Origin of the sequence: Burkholderia sp. LFS061, from assembly GCF_047978125.1 — a bacterium.
Taxonomy (GTDB): Bacteria; Pseudomonadota; Gammaproteobacteria; order Burkholderiales; family Burkholderiaceae; genus Burkholderia; species Burkholderia pyrrocinia_C.
The window spans coordinates 60,904-77,477 of sequence record NZ_JBFPFS010000031.1 but is presented as its reverse complement, the minus strand read 5'-3'; the positions used below and the strand labels follow the sequence as shown (position 1 = coordinate 77,477).

Annotated in this window: 17 protein-coding genes; 6 read left to right on the top strand and 11 right to left on the bottom strand. The window is 67.6% G+C overall.

What is annotated here, in order from left to right:
* Positions 1-5: 5 nt before the first annotated feature.
* Positions 6-803 carry a 4-hydroxy-tetrahydrodipicolinate reductase gene (dapB, locus tag ACNQQL_RS24520; protein ID WP_347066283.1) on the bottom strand — a complete coding sequence of 266 codons (798 nt, stop codon included), beginning with the start codon at positions 801-803 and terminating at the stop codon, positions 6-8.
* Positions 804-868: 65 nt separating this feature from the next.
* The gene (locus tag ACNQQL_RS24515) at positions 869-1,687 is read right to left on the bottom strand and encodes an outer membrane protein assembly factor BamE (RefSeq protein ID WP_072436334.1); all 819 of its coding nucleotides are present in this window, start codon (positions 1,685-1,687) and stop codon (positions 869-871) included.
* Between the two features lie 142 nt (positions 1,688-1,829).
* On the opposite strand from ACNQQL_RS24515, the gene fur reads away from it, so the two are divergent.
* The gene (fur, locus tag ACNQQL_RS24510; protein ID WP_011350926.1) at positions 1,830-2,258 is read left to right on the top strand and encodes a ferric iron uptake transcriptional regulator; all 429 of its coding nucleotides are present in this window, start codon (positions 1,830-1,832) and stop codon (positions 2,256-2,258) included.
* 170 nt (positions 2,259-2,428) lie between these two features.
* Here fur and ACNQQL_RS24505 read toward each other — a convergent pair whose 3' ends face one another.
* From ACNQQL_RS24505 to ACNQQL_RS24495, 3 genes are all read right to left on the bottom strand, one after another.
* A complete protein-coding gene (locus ACNQQL_RS24505; protein ID WP_072436443.1) occupies positions 2,429-2,953 on the bottom strand; it encodes an ureidoglycolate lyase in 525 nt (174 codons plus the stop codon).
* A 14-nt stretch (positions 2,954-2,967) separates the two neighbouring features.
* Entirely contained in the window at positions 2,968-3,975 is a 1,008-nt protein-coding gene (alc, locus tag ACNQQL_RS24500) for an allantoicase (protein ID WP_034182710.1), read from the bottom strand.
* Between the two features lie 157 nt (positions 3,976-4,132).
* The gene (locus ACNQQL_RS24495; RefSeq protein ID WP_347066279.1) at positions 4,133-5,455 is read right to left on the bottom strand and encodes a C4-dicarboxylate transporter DctA; all 1,323 of its coding nucleotides are present in this window, start codon (positions 5,453-5,455) and stop codon (positions 4,133-4,135) included.
* Between the two features lie 213 nt (positions 5,456-5,668).
* Here ACNQQL_RS24495 and ACNQQL_RS24490 point away from each other — a divergent pair, with 213 nt between their 5' ends.
* Entirely contained in the window at positions 5,669-6,391 is a 723-nt protein-coding gene (locus ACNQQL_RS24490) for a FadR/GntR family transcriptional regulator (RefSeq protein ID WP_081938529.1), read from the top strand.
* 89 nt (positions 6,392-6,480) lie between these two features.
* Here the strand turns inward: ACNQQL_RS24490 and ACNQQL_RS24485 are convergent, their stop codons facing one another.
* Both ACNQQL_RS24485 and ACNQQL_RS24480 read right to left on the bottom strand, forming a co-directional pair.
* A complete protein-coding gene (locus tag ACNQQL_RS24485) occupies positions 6,481-7,539 on the bottom strand; it encodes an L-idonate 5-dehydrogenase (protein WP_347066277.1) in 1,059 nt (352 codons plus the stop codon).
* A gap of 11 nt (positions 7,540-7,550) precedes the next feature.
* Positions 7,551-8,324: an SDR family NAD(P)-dependent oxidoreductase gene (locus tag ACNQQL_RS24480; protein WP_347066275.1), complete on the bottom strand. Its 774-nt coding sequence runs from the start codon at positions 8,322-8,324 to the stop codon at positions 7,551-7,553.
* Positions 8,325-8,475: 151 nt separating this feature from the next.
* Here ACNQQL_RS24480 and ACNQQL_RS24475 point away from each other — a divergent pair, with 151 nt between their 5' ends.
* Positions 8,476-9,363: a LysR family transcriptional regulator gene (locus tag ACNQQL_RS24475; protein ID WP_204425752.1), complete on the top strand. Its 888-nt coding sequence runs from the start codon at positions 8,476-8,478 to the stop codon at positions 9,361-9,363.
* 93 nt (positions 9,364-9,456) lie between these two features.
* On the opposite strand, the gene gap is transcribed toward ACNQQL_RS24475, so the two are convergent.
* Positions 9,457-10,467, bottom strand: coding sequence for a type I glyceraldehyde-3-phosphate dehydrogenase (gap, locus tag ACNQQL_RS24470; RefSeq protein ID WP_010091320.1), 1,011 nt, complete (start codon positions 10,465-10,467; stop codon positions 9,457-9,459).
* Positions 10,468-10,554: 87 nt separating this feature from the next.
* Positions 10,555-12,627: a transketolase gene (tkt, locus tag ACNQQL_RS24465; RefSeq protein WP_204425750.1), complete on the bottom strand. Its 2,073-nt coding sequence runs from the start codon at positions 12,625-12,627 to the stop codon at positions 10,555-10,557.
* A gap of 216 nt (positions 12,628-12,843) precedes the next feature.
* Between tkt and speE the strand changes: the two genes are divergently transcribed.
* The 3 genes from speE to ACNQQL_RS24450 are packed head-to-tail and all read left to right on the top strand — an operon-like array spanning position 12,844 to position 14,955.
* Positions 12,844-13,701 (top strand): polyamine aminopropyltransferase, encoded by an 858-nt coding sequence (gene speE / locus ACNQQL_RS24460; RefSeq protein WP_347066271.1) that lies wholly within the window; start codon positions 12,844-12,846, stop codon positions 13,699-13,701.
* Between the two features lie 52 nt (positions 13,702-13,753).
* Positions 13,754-14,170 (top strand): VOC family protein, encoded by a 417-nt coding sequence (locus tag ACNQQL_RS24455; RefSeq protein WP_072436342.1) that lies wholly within the window; start codon positions 13,754-13,756, stop codon positions 14,168-14,170.
* Between the two features lie 17 nt (positions 14,171-14,187).
* A complete protein-coding gene (locus ACNQQL_RS24450) occupies positions 14,188-14,955 on the top strand; it encodes a 16S rRNA (uracil(1498)-N(3))-methyltransferase (protein WP_347066269.1) in 768 nt (255 codons plus the stop codon).
* 456 nt (positions 14,956-15,411) lie between these two features.
* Here the strand turns inward: ACNQQL_RS24450 and ACNQQL_RS24445 are convergent, their stop codons facing one another.
* A complete protein-coding gene (locus ACNQQL_RS24445) occupies positions 15,412-15,975 on the bottom strand; it encodes a barstar family protein (protein WP_027783519.1) in 564 nt (187 codons plus the stop codon).
* Positions 15,976-15,991: 16 nt separating this feature from the next.
* The gene (locus tag ACNQQL_RS24440) at positions 15,992-16,423 is read right to left on the bottom strand and encodes a ribonuclease domain-containing protein (RefSeq protein WP_034182701.1); all 432 of its coding nucleotides are present in this window, start codon (positions 16,421-16,423) and stop codon (positions 15,992-15,994) included.
* Between the last annotated feature and the right edge of the window lie 151 nt (positions 16,424-16,574).

The window sequence follows — 16,574 nt, the reverse complement described above, 5'->3', positions numbered from 1 at the left end:
GGGTGTCAGCGCAGGCCGAGCACGTCCTGCATGTCGAACAGGCCGGCGCCGCGCGCCGACAGGAAGTGGACCGCGCGCAGCGCGCCCTGCGCGTACGACACGCGGCTCGACGACTTGTGCGTGATCTCGATGCGCTCGCCGATCCCGGCGAACAGCACGGTGTGATCGCCGACGATGTCGCCGCCGCGCACCGCGGCAAAGCCGATCGACGACGGATCGCGCTCGCCCGTCACGCCGTGGCGGCCGTACACCGCGCAATCGTCGAGCGAGCGCCCGAGCGCGCCGGCGACGGCTTCGCCCATCATCAGCGCGGTGCCCGACGGCGCATCGACCTTGTGGCGGTGATGCGCCTCGATGATCTCGATGTCGTAGCCGTGCGAGAAATGCTTGGCCGCGAATTCGAGCAGCTTCAGCGTGACGTTCACGCCGACGCTCATGTTCGCCGCGAACACGATGCCGATCTTGCCCGCGGCGGCCTGCAGTTCGGCCTTCTGCTCGGCGGTGAAGCCGGTCGTGCCGATCACGAGCTTCACGTCGTGGCGCAGCGCGGCCTCGACGTGCGCGATCGTGCCTTCCGGGCGCGTGAAATCGATCAGGTAGTCGGCCTGCGCGAACACGGCGTCGAGGTCGTCGGTCAGCTTGATCCCGGTTTCCTTGCCGAGGAACGCGCCGGCGTCCTGGCCGAGGAACGGCGAATCGGCGCGGTCGAGCGCGCCGACGAGCTGTGCGTCGGGATCGTTGAGAACGGCTTCGATCAGCATCCGGCCCATTCGGCCCGATGCGCCGGCAATCGCAATCTTCATGGCTTTCTACACGACAGGTCTAAAGGCGGGCGGCGCAAGCCGCCCCGTTTCCGCACGCCGGCCGCTTACTGCGACTGGGCCGGCGCGGTGAGCGGCTGGTTCTGCAGCGTGTCCGAGCCTTGCGGGCCGACCGGCGGCGACGCCTCGCTCGACGCGTTCGGCTGCGGCGGACGATGGAACTGGAACTGCGGCTGGATCGCCGGCACCGCGCCCGGCGGCTGGCCGCCCGGCACCGGCGCACCGGCGGCAGCCTGCGCGGCCGGCGCGAAGCGGCGCGCGTTCGAGCCCTGACCCGATACCTGGTTGGTCGCGCGGTTCGCCGCGCGGGCGGCCTGCGCGTTCGCATCCTGGTCGACCACCGCGCCGGACGCCGGCACGGCGGACGGGCTGGCGACAGCCTCCGGCGCCGGCGCGCTCGCCGCTTGTGCAGCGCGCGCGGCAGCCGCCTCGGAAGCGGCCTTCGCCGCCGCGGCCGCCTTCGCCTTCTTGCCGCCGCGATCGCCGTCGATATCGGCCAGCAGGTCGAGCTCGGACGGCAGGTTCTCGGCGCCGGTCCAGCCCGCGAGGCGATCGCCCGAGAAGGTCACGACGAGATCGCGCTGCTGGACGATCGATGTCGAGCCGCGCTTGAAGTAGAAGAGGTAATCCCAGCGGTCGGCGTGGAACATGTCCGCCAGCAGCGGCGTGCCGAGCAACGCGCGCACCTGCTCGCGCGTCATGCCGACCTGCAGTTGTGCGGCCTTCTCCTGCGACACGAAGTTGCCCTGCACGACGGTGATCCGATAGGGCGTGATGCTCTGCGCGATGCGCTGCGTCACGCTGTCGTACGACGAACAACCAGCCAGCGCCGCAACGGCGGCGGCAGCGATGATGGCACTCCGCATGCGACTCCTCTGAAAGTGCGAAAGCGTTTCTGGGATCATTTCCTTCACCGTGCTGGCCTGCGTCGCAGGCCGCGCGTGTATCTGGAACGGCGAAAAGCCGGTAACATTGAAGCCCTGCATTGTACTCTAGGGATGCCTAGCCATGACCAATCCGACGGATCTCAAGAATATCGGGCTAAAGGCCACCCTACCGCGCCTCAAGATTCTCGAAATCTTCCAGCAGAGCCCCGTGCGCCACCTGACGGCGGAAGACGTCTACCGGAACCTGCTCAACGAGCAGCTCGACATCGGGCTCGCCACCGTCTACCGCGTGCTGACGCAGTTCGAGCAGGCCGGCCTGCTCACGCGCAGCAACTTCGAATCCGGCAAGGCCGTGTTCGAACTGAACGAAGGCTCGCACCACGACCACCTCGTGTGCCTCGATTGCGGCCGCGTCGAGGAATTCTTCGACGCCGAGATCGAAGGCCGCCAGCAGGCGATCGCGAAGGAGCGCGGCTTCCGGCTCCAGGAGCACTCGCTCGCGATGTACGGTTCCTGCACGACCGAGAACTGCCCGCACCGCAAGCACTGAATCGCGCCACCCGCGCACGAAGCACGGCCCGGCCGGCATCTCGCCGCCCGGGCCGTGTTCTTTTCGGGATCATGCTCCGCGCCGCGCGCGTGCCGGCTCGAAAATCTTACGAAAGCCCTTCGGCGCGCGCGCAACCGGCGCCGGGAACCGGACGCCTGCCGCGCGCCGCGTCAGGCCGTGCTCGTGCAGGCCGGCTCGAACTCGAGCGCCCACGCACGGTCGAGCGGGATCTCGTCGCAGTTCGGCTGCGGCCCGCCGCGATCGACGATCACGAAATCGCTGACCGCGTCGAGCGCGAGCAGCGGATGGTGCCAGACGCCCTTCGCATAGTTCACGCCCTGCCAGCCTTCGGCCAGGAACGCGCGCATCGCGTCGGGCCGGAATTCGCCGGCCGGCGCGACGACGATCGCATAGCGCGACACGGCCGCGAGCGGGATGAACGCCTGGCTGCCGTGCGGATGGCGCTCCATCAGCGTGACCGCGACCGGCAGCGCGCGCGGCTGCGCGCGAAACACGCTGACGAGCGGCCGGCCGCCGTCCGCGCAGACGTCGATCGTCGCGAGATCGTGGAAGCGCTCGGTCGTGCCGCCGTTGATCGGGAAATGCCGTGCGCCCTCGAGCGCGATCACGTCGCCGAACGGCGCGAACGCTTCGCGGGTCAGGCGCTCGACGCGCAGGATATGGGGTCCGCTCATGCCGTCGCCCTCCTTCAAGCCGGCTCGCCCCACAGACGCAGGCGCGACACACCACCGTCCGGGAAGATGTTGAAACGCACGTGCGTGACGGGGCCGAGCGCCGCGAGCTGGTCGAACGTATGCACGTGGTCCATCGACAGCTTCTGCTCGCCGAGCAATTCGGCCCAGAACATCGCCTGCGTGACCAGCGAATCGTCGGTGCCGCCCGCAACCCGCGCGGCCTGCAGCGAGCAGCGGTCGGGGAAGTTGCCCTTGAAGAACGCCGTATCGACCTCGACGCGCCGGATGATGCCCGGCCGCGCGAGCGCGACGATCGCCCAGTCGTTGCCGGGCTCGCGGCGGCGCCGCGTTTCCCAGCCGTCGCCCATGTTCGCGCCGCGCCCCGGCATCAGCATCTGCGATGCCGGGCCGAAGTGCTGGTTGTTCGCGGCCACCAGATAACCGCCGTTCTCGATCGCGGCAAGATCGACGAGTTCGCCGGCCGGCACATGGCGCCAGTCGCGCTGCGGCTGGCCGTACACGCGCAGCCGCGCGAGCCCGCCGTCCGGATACAGGTTCACGCGCAGGTGCGTGACCGGCTGCGCGTCGTCGACGCTCACGTAGTGATGCGAATTGCCCTGCAGCGTCGTCGCGGGAACGATCGTGCGCCATTCGGCGTCGTCGGGCGGCGTGTCGCCGTCGGCGACGCACGCCTCGATCGACGCAGCCGGCGGGAAGTTGCCGGTGAAGTGGCTCGTATCGAGATCGACGCCGAAAATCACGCCCGGCCGCGCGAGCCGCACCACGCAGAAGTCGTGGCCGGTCGTGCGCTTGCGGCGCGTTTCCCAGCCGTCCATCCACTTGCCGTGGTCGTCGTACTTGCCGGGGATGAACACGGCCGGCTCGGGATTCAGCATGCGCTCTTTCGGCGCGAAGAATTCGTCGCTCGCAAACAATGCCTGCGCACCGAGGCGCGGGTCGGCGAGGTTCATGTAGCGCCGCGTGAAGGCCGGCGCGTTCGGATCGAGGATGGGGGCTGCCATGTCGTCTCCTGTCGATGAGAGTTAGCGCTTTAGCGCTTACTCTCATCCCATGCAAAGCAATTTCTGATCAAGTTCCGGCGCATCGAGGCGCCGGCCGCATGTAAATCGATCGCGCGGGACTACCGGGGCAGAAGCCGCCCCGCGCGACAAGCCGCGCTCAGAGCGCGTGGGCCTGGTCGCCGGCGACCGGCGCCGCGCGGCCTTCCTCTTCGGCCGGTACGTAGCGCAGCTCGCGGTTCAGCACGCGCTTCGCGCGGACCTTGTCGATATCGTTCTCCCATACCGCGACGACGACCGTCGCGACGCAGTTGCCGATCAGGTTGGTCAGCGCGCGGGCGATGCCGACGAACCAGTCGACCGGCAGGATCAGCACGAGGCCGAGCACCGGAATCGCCGGGATCGCCGACAGCGTCGCCGCGAGGATCACGATCGCCGAACCGGGAATCCCGTGCGCGCCCTTCGACGTGACGAGCGACACGAGCAGCACGATGATCAGGTCATGCGTCGACAGCGGCGTGTTGGTGGCCTGCGCGATGAACAGCACGGCGAGCGTCAGGTAGATCGAGAAGCCGTCGAGGTTGAACGAATAGCCGGTCGGGATCACGAGGCCGACCGTCGAATCCTTGACGCCCATGTATTCGAGCTTGCGCATCACCTGCGGCAGCACCGCATCCGACGACGCCGTGCCGAGCACGATCGACAGTTCCTCGCGCAGGTAGCGGATCAGCTTGAACACCGAGAAGCCCGCCAGCCGCATCACGATGCCGAGCACGACCGTGACGAACACGAAGCAGCTCAGGTAGAACACCGCGACCAGGTAGCCGAGTTGCTTGAGCGACGCGACGCCGTACTTGCCGGTCGTGAACGCGATCGCGCCGAGCACGCCGAGCGGCGCGAGCTTGATGATGAAGCCGATGATCCGGAAGAACACGTGCGACAGTTCCTCGATCAGCGAGTTGACGCGCTGCGCCTTGTCGCCGAGCAGCGACAGCGCGGAGCCGAACAGCACCGCGAACACGAGGATCTGCAGGATGTCGCCCTTCGCGAACGCGTCGATCGCGGTGTCGGGGATGATCTTCATCAGGTAGCCGGCGGTGTCCTTCAGGCTTTCGGCGTTCTTCGCGTACGACGCGAGCGACGACGCGTCGAGCGAATGCAGGTCGATGTTCATCCCGACGCCCGGGCGCGTGACCCACGCGAGCACGAGGCCGATGCCGAGCGCGAGCGTGGTCATGATCTCGAAGTAGATGACGGCCTTCAGGCCGACCCGGCCGACCTTCTTCAGGTCGCCCGCGTTGGCCATCCCGCTGACCACGACGCAGAACACGATCGGGCCGATGACCATCTTGATGAGCTTCAGGAAGCCGTCGCCGAGCGGTCGCAGCGACTCGGCGAAATGCGGGAAGAACGCGCCGAGCGCGACCCCCAGGATCAATGCGACGACTACCCGGCCAAACAGCGAATTGAGGAATTTCGACACGGCGCTCTCCCGATCCAACGGTTGCAGTTTCGTCTGTTCATACTGGTAAGACCAGTGATGTTATGGTGGATAGTAGGAAGCCGATATAGTGACGTCAAGGACGGACAAAATAGGGATTTCCCGCCCCCTTCGCATGCGTCCGGCGGCCCCGAAAGCGGGCCTGATCGTGTCTTTCCCGTAGTGCGGTCATGCACTGCGCCCGTGCGGATTACAATGCCGGTCAGACCGGCCATCGTTCACATCATGAAAAATGTTCCGCATACCGTGACCGACGCCGCCATCGCGACGATCCGCGACCGGATCGAGGCAGGCGTTTATCCGGTCGGCAGCCTGCTGCCGGCCCAGCGTCAGCTCTCCGAGGAGCTGGAGATCAGCCGTGCGTCGCTGCGCGAGGCGCTGTCGACGCTCGAGGCGCTCGGGATGCTGCGCATCCGCGCGGGCAAGGGCGTGTACGTCGAAAGCGCGCAGGCAACGGCCGCGCATGCCTGGCAGTTTGCCGAGCAGTCGTCGCCGCCCGATACCTACCAGATGCGCTACGCGCTCGAAGGGTTCGCCGCGCGGATGGCCGCGCGCGTGGTCAGCGACGACGACATCGCGTGGTTCGAAGACAATCTCGCCGACCTGCACGTCGCGCTGACCGAAAACGCGCTCGACGAGGCGTCGCAGCTCGACTTCGACTTCCATATGCGGATCATCCATCTCGCCGGCAACGCGGCGATCGAATCGATCCTGCGCGGCAGCGCGGACATCATGAAGGAAAGCCAGCGCATGCCGTTCTACCGGCGCGAGCTGCTGCTGTCGACGTGGCACGAGCACCGCGCGATCGTCGATGCGCTGATCGCGCGCGATGCCGCCGCCGCGGGCAGCGCGATCGAAACGCACATCGCGAACGCCGCGCAGCGCGCGGGCATCTTCTTCCCGACGCCGGGCGCCTGACGGCCGTGCGGCGCGCGCCGCACGAGCATCACACCGCAGCGATCGGATTCGCGTCGATCACGAAAAAAGCACGCGCTGGCGCCGGACGATCACGCGGCCTCGCCCGCGAAATCGATCAGCACCTTCATCGCGCGCTGCCGGTCGCCGGCCAGTTCGAACGCGAGGTTCGCGTCGCGCATCGGGAACACGCGCGTGATGGCTGGTCGCAGGTCGACGCGCGCCGCGTTGATCAGCTGCACCGCGAGCGCGAATTCCGCATGGAAGCGGAACGATCCGCAGATCGACAACTCCTTCGCGACCACGACGTTCTGCGGCAGGCTGACATCGCCGCCGAGCCCGAGCTGCACGACGACGCCGCGCGGACGCATCACGTCCAGCCCGTCGCCCAACGCGCGCGCATTGCCCGAACATTCGATCATCACGTCGAACGTGCCCTTGTCGGCGCCGTAGCGCGCGACCCATCCGGCATCGGCCGCCGCATTGATCGTGTGGTCGGCGCCGAGCGCGCGGGCCACTTCCAGCGGCGCTTCGACGACGTCGGTCGCGACGATCTCCGCCGCGCCGTGCACGCGCGCCGCCGCGATCGCCAGCACGCCGATCGGCCCGCAGCCCGACACGAGCACGCGCTTGCCGATCAGCGGGCCCGCGCGCGACACCGCATGCAGCCCGACCGCGAACGGCTCGGCGAGCGCCGCGAGCGACAGCGGCACGTGATCGGCGACCTTCACGCATTGCGCCGCGTCGCACACGAGCGCGTTGCGAAACGCGCCCTGCACGTGCGGCATCCGCATCGCGCTGCCGTAGAAGCGCATGTCCAGACACTGGTTCGGCAAGCCTTCGAGGCAGTAGCGGCACGCACCGCACGGCCGGCTCGGGTTGACCGCGACGCGATCGCCAACCTTCACCGACGTCACGTCCGGCGCGACCTCCGCGACCGTGCCGGCAACCTCGTGGCCGAGCACCATCGGCTGCTGCAACCGGATCGCGCCGAAGCCGCCGTGCCGGAAGTAATGCAGGTCGGACCCGCAGATGCCGCCCATCGCGACATCGACGCGCACCTGGCCCGGGCCGATTTCGCCCGCGTCCTGTTCTTCGACCCGCAGGTCGTTCGGCCCGTGGATCACGACACACATGCAACGCATACGCATGATCTTCCTCCCTATACGGCGCTCGTCAGGCCGCCATCGACGAACAGCGTCTGGCCGTTGACGAAATCGGATGCGGCCGACGCAAGGAAAATCGCCGCGCCGCACAGCTCGTCGACGCGCCCCCAGCGGCCGGCCGGCGTGCGCTTGCACAGCCAGTCCGAGAACGCCGCGTCGTCGACCAGCGCACGATTCAGCTCCGTTTCGAAATAGCCGGGCGCGAGGCCGTTGGCCTGGATGCCGTGGCGCGCCCAGTCGGCGCACATCCCTTTCGTCAGCATCCGCACCGCGCCCTTCGACGCCGCGTACGGCGCGATCGTCGGCCGCGCGAGTTCGCTCTGCACCGAGCAGATGTTGATGATCTTCCCGCGGCCGCGCGCGATCATGTGACGCGCGACGGCCTGCGCGACGTTGAACACGCCGTCGAGATTCACGCGCATCAGCGCATGCCAGTCGTCGGGCTCGAATGCATCGAGCGGCGCGCGGCGCTGGATGCCCGCGTTGTTCACGAGGATGTCGATCGCACCGACGCGCGCCTCGAAGTCGTCGATCGCCGCGCGCACCTGCGCATGCTCGGCGACGTCGAACACCGCATGGTCGGCCGCAAAGCCTTCGTCGCGGAAACGGCGCGCGAGCGTCGCGGCCTTCTCTTCATTGCGATCGTTGATGACGATCGCCGCGCCGGCTTCCGCGAGCCCGCGGGCGAGCGTCAGCCCGATCCCGCGTCCGGAACCCGTGATCAGTGCGCGGCGGCCGTCAAGGCGGAACCGGTCAAGCGCGTTGGTCATGCATGTCTCCTCGTGCCAGTGGAGCCGGCTGCCCGTCGCGGCCGGTCTCGCGTTGACGGTATCTTCGGCCGCCGGCCCGATGCCGCGCCAATGGTCTTTTTTGATCCGGTTATCATGAAATCTGATTACCGCCCTCTCCTGCCCGCCGCCCATGGAACTCAAGCAATTGCGCGCCTTCGTCACGCTCGCGGAAGAGCTGCATTTCGGGCGCGCGGCGCAGCGCCTGTTCATCGTGCAGCCCGCGCTGAGCATGCAGATCAAGGCGCTCGAGGAAGAGCTCGGTGCGCGGCTGTTCGAGCGCGACCGCCACAAGGTCGAACTGAGCGACACGGGGCGCGTGTTCCTGCCGGAAGCGCGCGCGACGCTGCAGCAGGCCGCGCGTGCGGAACAGATGGCGCGGCTGTCGAGCCGCGGCGAGATCGGCACGCTGCGGATCGCGTTCGTGTCGTCGGTGCTGCCTACGCTGCTGCCGGCCGTGCTGCGCACGATGCGCGAGCGCTATCCGCTGATCGCGCTCGAACTGAAGGACATGCCGACGCCCGACCAGATCGCCGCGCTGCGCGACCGGCGGATCGATTTCGGAATGATCCGGCTGCCGGCCGCGTATGCGGGCATCGACACGCGCGTGGTGCTGGAAGAAGGCTTCGTCGTCGCGCTGCCGCTCGACCATCCGCTCGCCGCGCACGACACGATCCCGCCGGCCGCACTGCGCGGCCAGCCCGCGTTCGTGCTCGCGCGCCGCTATGCGCCCGGCTTTCACGACGACATGCTGCTCGCGTTGAGCCGCGCGGGCACGACGCTCGAAATCGCGCAGGAGTTCGGGGAATTCACGACGATGCTCGCGCTCGTCGCGGCGGGGATGGGCATCGGGCTGATCCCGGCAGAGGCCGCCAGCGCGCTGCCGCCGAACGTGCTCGCGCGGCCGCTCGACCTGGCCGGCCACCGAAGCGGCATCGGCCTCGCGTGGACCGACGTCGACAGCCCGCTTAAGCGTGCGTTCGTCGACGCGCTCGAGCAGGTGACGGCGGACAGGCGATGACGAAGTCGGGGCAATGAAAAAGCCCGGCCGGAAAACCGGGCCGGGCTCGTTCGCCGCGCGTGCCGCGTTGCCGCGGCCGCTCGACGTGCGGGATTACTTCGCGTTCGCGAACGCGACAGCCGTATCCAGCATGCGGTTCGAGAAACCCCACTCGTTGTCGTACCAGCTCGACACCTTGACGAGGCGGCCCGACACCTTGGTCAGCGTCGCGTCGAACGTCGACGAAGCCGGGTTGTGGTTGAAGTCGATCGACACCAGCGGTGCGTCGTTGTAGCCGAGGATGCCCTTCAGCGCGCCTTCCGATGCTTCCTTCATGATCGCGTTGACTTCCTCGACCGTCGTGTCGCGCTTGGCGATGAACGACAGGTCGACGATCGACACGTTGATCGTCGGGACGCGGATCGCGTAACCGTCGAGCTTGCCGTTCAGTTCCGGCAGCACGAGGCCGACGGCCGAAGCAGCGCCCGTCTTCGTCGGGATCTGGCTGTGCGTGGCCGAACGTGCGCGGCGCAGGTCTTCGTGATAAACGTCCGTCAGCACCTGGTCGTTCGTGTATGCGTGAATCGTCGTCATCAGGCCGGTTTCGAGGCCGATCTTGTCGTTCAGCGGCTTGACGAGCGGCGCGAGGCAGTTCGTCGTGCACGATGCGTTCGAGATGACCGTGTGCTCGGCCTTCAGCACGTTGTGGTTCACGCCGTAGACGATCGTCGCGTCGACGTCCTTGCCGCCCGGCGCCGAGATGATCACCTTCTTCGCGCCGCCCTTCAGGTGCGCGCTCGCCTTTTCCTTGGTCGTGAAGAAGCCCGTGCACTCCATCACGACGTCGACGCCGAGCTCGCCCCACGGCAGTTCGGCCGGGTTGCGGTTCGCCAGCACGCGGATCTTGTCGCCGTTCACGACGAGGTAGTCGCCGTCGACCGACACTTCGCCCGGGAACTTGCCGTGCGCGGTGTCGTACTGGGTCAGGTGCGCGTTGGTCTTCGCATCGCCCAGGTCGTTGATCGCGACGATCTCGAGATCGTGCTTCTTGCCGTTTTCATAAAACGCGCGCAGCGTGTTGCGGCCGATACGGCCGTAGCCGTTGATTGCGACGCGAATCGTCATGGTCTATCTCCTGATGGCTGAAAAAATTCGTTTCGTGCAGCTTCACGGTGCGACGCGCGCAACGGGTGGCGCGCGTCGCGAATGCTTTTAGGCCAGCACGGCCTTCGCGGTCTCGACGACGTGCTCGACGGTGAAGCCGAAGTACTTGAACAGCACGCCGGCCGGCGCCGATTCGCCGAACGTGTCGATCCCGACGACGCCGCCTTCGAGGCCGACGTACTTGTGCCAGAAGGACGTTACGCCGGCTTCGATCGCGACGCGGCGCACGCCGTGCGGCAGCACGCGTTCGCGGTATTCGGCGTCCTGGCGATCGAACACGTTGGTCGACGGCATCGACACAACGCGCGCCGCGATGCCCTGCTGCGCGAGCGGCTCGACGGCCTTCATCGCGAGCTCGACTTCCGAACCCGTCGCGATCAGGATGATCTTGCGCGCGACGATTTCTTCGTCCCAGTCCTTCAGTACGTAGCCGCCCTTCTCGATGTTGGCGATCTGCGCGTCGGTACGCGGGTTGAACGCGAGGTTCTGGCGGCTGAAGATCAGGCTCGACGGACGATCCGCGGCAACCGCGTGCGTCCATGCAACGGCCGTCTCGACCGTGTCGGCCGGACGCCACACGTCGTGGTTCGGGATCAGGCGCAGGCTCGACACGTGCTCGATCGACTGGTGCGTCGGGCCGTCTTCGCCGAGGCCGATCGAATCGTGCGTGAACACGAAGATCGACGGCACCTTCATCAGCGCGGCCACGCGCAGCGCGTTGCGGCTGTAGTCGGAGAACGTCAGGAACGTGCCGCCGAACGGCTTGTGGCCGCCGTGCAGCGCGAGGCCGTTGATCGCGGCGCTCATGCCGAATTCGCGCACGCCGTAGTTGATATGGTTGCCCAGCACGACGCCCGCGCCTTCCGGATTCGCGCGGACCGCCTTCGAGGCCTTCCAGTTGGTCAGGTTCGAGCCGGTCAGGTCGGCCGAGCCGCCGAGCAGTTCGGGCAGCGCGGCGGCCAGCCCTTCGATCGCCTGCTGCGACGCCTTGCGGGTCGCGACCGTCTCGGCGCGCTCGTTCGCGCCGGCGATGATCGCCGCAGCCTTCTGCGCCCAGTCGGCCGGCAGCTGGTTGGCCATCCGGCGCTCGAATTCGGCGGCTTCTGCCGGGAACTTCGCGCGATATTGCGCGAACGTCGCATCCCAGTCGGTCTCGGCACGCTTGCCGGCTTCCTTCGCGTCCCATGCCGCATAGACTTCCTGCGGAATCACGAACGGCTCCCACTTCCAGCCGAGCGCTTCGCGCGTCTTCGCGATTTCTTCCGCGCCGAGCGCAGCGCCATGCACGTCGTGGCCGCCGGCCTTGGTCGCCGCGCCCTTGCCGATCACCGTCTTGCAGCAGATCAGCGTCGGCTTGTCCGACAGCTTCGCCTTCGCGATCGCCGCGTCGACCGCGTCGACGTCATGGCCGTTCACGTTCGGGATCACGTTCCAGCCGTACGCTTCGAAGCGCTTCGGCGTGTCGTCGTGGAACCAGTTCACGACGTCGCCGTCGATCGAGATGCCGTTGTCGTCGTACAGCGCGATCAGCTTGTTCAGCTTCAGCGTGCCCGCGAGCGAGCAGGCTTCGTGCGAGATGCCTTCCATCAGGCAGCCGTCGCCGAGGAACACGTACGTGTGGTGATCGACGATCTTCGCGCCGTCGCGGTTGAACTCGTCGGCCATCAGCGCTTCGCCGAGCGCCATGCCGACCGCGTTCGCGAGACCCTGGCCGAGCGGGCCGGTGGTCGTCTCGACACCCGGCGTGATCCCGTATTCCGGGTGGCCCGGCGTCTTCGAGTGCAGCTGGCGGAAGTTCTTCAGCTCTTCGATCGGCAGGTCGTAGCCGGTCAGGTGCAGCAGCGAGTACAGCAGCATCGAGCCATGGCCGTTCGACAGCACGAAGCGGTCGCGGTCTGCCCAGTGCGGGTTCGTCGGGTTGTGCTTCAGATGGCGCGACCAGAGCGCGACGCCGATTTCGGCCATGCCCATCGGCATGCCGGGGTGGCCGGAGTTCGCTTGCTGGACGGCGTCCATCGCGAGCGCACGGATCGCGTTGGCCATCAGGGTGGTGGAGGCGGGAGACGAAGTCGTCATGTCGAGTCCGGAGAACGAGTCGAGGAAACGGGGGCACGGCGGCATCCGGAAGCTCGAGCGTCAATCGTTCCCGGCGCGCGGTGCGGCGCCTGACGGACGCGAAGCGGACGGAGCCTACGGACGGGGCTGCAAAGCTCGTCATTTTAACAGATGGGCCGACATTTCCCTTGTCGGCGCGCGGTGTTCCGGCACGGTTTTCCGTCAAACCGCGCGCCTCCTATAATTCAGACGTCAGAACCGACTGCCCTTAGCGGCCCGCCCGTGAGCACCACACTACTCTTTCACCCTGCGCCCGACGCCACCTACGGCTTCCCGAATGCTCGGCGGCTCGCGCGCGTCGCGTCCCCGCACCAGAAGATCGAAGTCTGGGAAACCCCGCAGCTCGGCCGGCTGTTTACGCTGGACGGCCAGCCGATGACGTCGGTCGGCGACGAGTACGTCTATCACGAGTGCATGACGCACCCGGCCGCGCTCGCGCATCCGTCGCCGAAGAAGGCGCTCGTGCTCGGCGGCGGCGACGGCGGCGCGGCACGCCAGTTGCTCAAGCACGCGTGCATCGAGCGGATCGTGATCGCCGAGCTCGACGACGAGGTGGTCGGGATGGCGCGTCGTTATCTCGACGACGTGCACCAGGGCGCGCTCGACGACCCGCGCGTCGAGGTCGTGATCGGCGACGCCGCGCATTTCGTCGAGTCGACCGTCGAGCATTTCGATCTCGTCGTGTTCGACCTCACGCCGCCCGATTCGCCGGCGGCCGGCCTCTATACGCGCGCGTTCTACGCGCGGCTCAAGCGGATTCTCACGCCGTGCGGCGCGATCTCGATGCATCTCGGCTCGCCGGTGTTCCACGCCGCGCGCATCGCCGCGCTGCTCGACGACCTGCGCGCGAGCTTCGCGGTCGTCGATCCGCTGTCCGCGCACGTGCCGCTGTACGGCTCGCAGTGGCTGATGGCGATCGCGAGCGACACGCTCGATGCGGCCGCGCTGTTCGCGCACGACATCGACGAACGGCTCGCCGCGCGCCACGTCGAGGGCTTGCGCTACTACGACGCGCGGCTGCATCCGTCCCTCTTTGCCCTGCCGCACGCGCTGCGCGATACACTGGGCGCTCGCCGCTGAGCGTCCGGGCGGCCGAGCCGTTCCGCTTTCCCCCCACGCAGGAGAATGACCGATGACCGATCCACGTCCGGCCAACGTGCCTTGGTTGACACCCTATCTGGCCGTACGCAACGCGCGCGCGGCCATCGATTTCTTCAAGGCCGCATTCGGCTTCGAGCTGCGCGACGTGCACGACGAGGACGGCGCGATCATGCACGTCGAGATGGCCTATCACGGCCGGCTGATCGTGATGTTCGCACCCGAAGGCGCATTCGGCTCGATCGCGCTCACGCCGAAAAGCGCGCACGCCACCGCACCGCAGTCGTTCTATCTGTACGTCGACGATGTCGACGCAACCTGGCAGCGCGCGCTGGACGCGGGCGCGAAATCGCTGAGCGCGCCGCAGGACCAGTTCTGGGGCGACCGGTTCGCGCAGATCGAGGATCTAGACGGCTACCGCTGGGCGCTCGCGCGCCGCCTCGACGCATGACCGAAACCGCCACACGCATGAACGAAGCCACCACCACCGCGGCCGTGCCGCGCTTTTTCGTCGATGCGGCACTGCGCGCCGACGCCACGCTCGCGCTGCCGGCCGACGTCGCGCGCCACGCTCAGGTGCTGCGCCTGCAGCCCGGCGACGTACTCGCGCTGTTCGACGGCACGGGCGGCCAATACCGCGCGCGGCTCGTCGAGATCGACAAGCGCAGCGCGCTCGCGCAGATCGATGCGTTCGAACCGGCCGAGGCCGAGCCGCCCTATCGCGTGACGCTCGCGCAAGGGATCGCCGGCGGCGACAAGATGGACTGGGTGATCGAGAAGGCCGTCGAGCTCGGCGTCGCGGCGATCGTGCCGCTGTCGACCGCGCGCGGCGTCGTGAAGCTCGCCGGCGAACGCGCGGACAAGCGCGTCGCGCACTGGCGCGGCGTCGTGCGCGCGTCGTGCGAACAGTGCGGGCGCAACCGCTTGCCCGAGGTCGCGCCGGTACTCGGCTTCAACGCGTGGCTCGATACGCTGCCGGCCGCGCCGGCCGACGGCGAACTGCGGCTGCTGCTGTCGCCGCGCGCGAGCATCCCGTTCGCGTCGCTGCCCGACACGCCGCCCGGAGCGCCCGTCACGCTGCTGATCGGCCCCGAAGGCGGACTGTCGCCCGACGAGGAAAACGCGGCCCGCGCGCGCGGCTTCACCGCGCTGTCGCTTGGGCCCCGCGTGCTGCGCACCGAGACCGCCGGCGCGGCCGTGCTCGCGGCATTGGCAGCGCGCTGGGGCGGATGGTGACGAAATGGGCGTGCCGCCGCGAGGCGGCACGACACTTCCCGACCCACACGTCACCCTGCCGCGGCGCGATGTGCGGCCTGCGTCACGGTAGGAATGCGCGTGTTTCCACGCTGCGGCTTATCGCGGCTTGTCGCTCGACGATCCGTGCGGCATCGAATCGGACAACGCATCGAGAACCGGGCTCAGCACGTCTTGCGGGCTTCCGGTTGCCCAGCCTCCGCAGGCTGTAGAGGTCGATCTTGCCCGTCACGGGGTGCGTCACCGGCGCCGCGTCCAAGACCTGCGCCATGCCGGAGAAGATCGCCTTGCCTGGCAACGGACACCTGAAGAATGACGCGGCACGGATTGCCGCGTTCATGCCGTGCCGGCCTGTATGCGCCGCGCACACGTAAAAAAGCCCGCTCGAAGCGGGCTTCTCGCCGGGCCGGCCGCGCAGAGCCGCGGGCCGATTCGCGCTTATGCGAACGAGTAGAACACGCGGAACGCGACCTTGCGCTCGGCCCAGAACTCGGCCGCCTCGCGGAACACGTCGAGCAGCGTCTCGCGCCCTTCCTTGTCGAACTTCTGCGCGATCGGCAGCCCTTCGAGGACGATCACGAAACCGGGCTGCGCGCCGGCCTTCGCGACGAGGTCGGTCAGGCAGTCGTACAGCGCGTCGTAGTTCTTCCCGAAATGCTTCGGGAACAGGAACGACGTCGCGATCGTTTCCATCACTTCCTGCTTCGACTGCGCGGCGCCGCAATACGCGTACAGAAAGTGCTGGCCGAGCCGACCGGCTTCGTCGGCGAGATCCTGCACGCGGAACGCGCGGATCGACTGCACGAGATTGGGTCGCACGGTCGTGAAAAGGCTCATAGGCTCCTCGTTCGATGAAAGCCCGGGCTCGGCTTCCTGTTGCTCCGGCGCGCCGACGGCCTGTGCCGCCGCGTTCAGTTGAATCACGCGCTGAAACAGGTTGCCGTCGCCGGCCGCGAACAGTTCCGCCGCCGCCGAATCGTGCGCGTAGATGGAGTCGCTCATGCCATTCGTCCCGAAGTCATTCAACAATACGTTTAAAACTGTTGTAGTGGTCGCCCGTGTAATAACAGTTGTCGATCCGGCGCAATGGCCCGCCACAGACGATCCGGCGTGCGCCGCGATTGCGGGCACGCGGCGTCGGCACCGTGTACTCATGGTAGTAGCCGCGCTTCGCCTTCGGCAAAATCCGCTCGCGGTTGCCGAACACGACGCCGTCTTTCTCGTACGGATAGGGGCCGCCGGCGCCGATCAGGCCCAGCGTGGTCACGGCCTCGCGCGGAAGACGGGCGGTCGGGATCGTATCGAGCCCGCTGGCGGCCACGTCGGCCGAAACGGCCTCCCGTGCGTAAGCGGCGGAAACCAGACTGCCCGTCGGCGTGCCGACGATACCCATCGCGAACATCGCGAAGACGGACGCGAGCGCGCCGTTGCGGAGCCACTTGCGTGCCATGAACCAGGGTTCCCGCTGTTAAATCAAGTAGTTGACGACCAACAAAGGCGTTAGCGTAGCGTTATTGTCCGCGCGAATCAATGTCCGTTTGGGAATCGAAAGCCCGACGACGCGTGGATTGACGTATTTCTTACCGAAATCACACTACATT

What these genes read in the sequence shown, in the direction of transcription:
- dapB (WP_347066283.1), bottom strand. Translation starts at nt 803, where the DNA reads ATGAAGATTGCGATTGCCGGCGCATCGGGCCGAATGGGCCGGATGCTG.
- ACNQQL_RS24515 (WP_072436334.1), bottom strand. Translation starts at nt 1,687, where the DNA reads ATGCGGAGTGCCATCATCGCTGCCGCCGCCGTTGCGGCGCTGGCTGGT.
- fur (WP_011350926.1), top strand. Translation starts at nt 1,830, where the DNA reads ATGACCAATCCGACGGATCTCAAGAATATCGGGCTAAAGGCCACCCTA.
- ACNQQL_RS24505 (WP_072436443.1), bottom strand. Translation starts at nt 2,953, where the DNA reads ATGAGCGGACCCCATATCCTGCGCGTCGAGCGCCTGACCCGCGAAGCG.
- alc (WP_034182710.1), bottom strand. Translation starts at nt 3,975, where the DNA reads ATGGCAGCCCCCATCCTCGATCCGAACGCGCCGGCCTTCACGCGGCGC.
- ACNQQL_RS24490 (WP_081938529.1), top strand. Translation starts at nt 5,669, where the DNA reads ATGCCGGTCAGACCGGCCATCGTTCACATCATGAAAAATGTTCCGCAT.
- ACNQQL_RS24485 (WP_347066277.1), bottom strand. Translation starts at nt 7,539, where the DNA reads ATGCGTATGCGTTGCATGTGTGTCGTGATCCACGGGCCGAACGACCTG.
- ACNQQL_RS24480 (WP_347066275.1), bottom strand. Translation starts at nt 8,324, where the DNA reads ATGACCAACGCGCTTGACCGGTTCCGCCTTGACGGCCGCCGCGCACTG.
- ACNQQL_RS24475 (WP_204425752.1), top strand. Translation starts at nt 8,476, where the DNA reads ATGGAACTCAAGCAATTGCGCGCCTTCGTCACGCTCGCGGAAGAGCTG.
- gap (WP_010091320.1), bottom strand. Translation starts at nt 10,467, where the DNA reads ATGACGATTCGCGTCGCAATCAACGGCTACGGCCGTATCGGCCGCAAC.
- tkt (WP_204425750.1), bottom strand. Translation starts at nt 12,627, where the DNA reads ATGCCGCCGTGCCCCCGTTTCCTCGACTCGTTCTCCGGACTCGACATG.
- ACNQQL_RS24455 (WP_072436342.1), top strand. Translation starts at nt 13,754, where the DNA reads ATGACCGATCCACGTCCGGCCAACGTGCCTTGGTTGACACCCTATCTG.
- ACNQQL_RS24450 (WP_347066269.1), top strand. Translation starts at nt 14,188, where the DNA reads ATGAACGAAGCCACCACCACCGCGGCCGTGCCGCGCTTTTTCGTCGAT.
- ACNQQL_RS24445 (WP_027783519.1), bottom strand. Translation starts at nt 15,975, where the DNA reads ATGAGCGACTCCATCTACGCGCACGATTCGGCGGCGGCGGAACTGTTC.
- ACNQQL_RS24440 (WP_034182701.1), bottom strand. Translation starts at nt 16,423, where the DNA reads ATGGCACGCAAGTGGCTCCGCAACGGCGCGCTCGCGTCCGTCTTCGCG.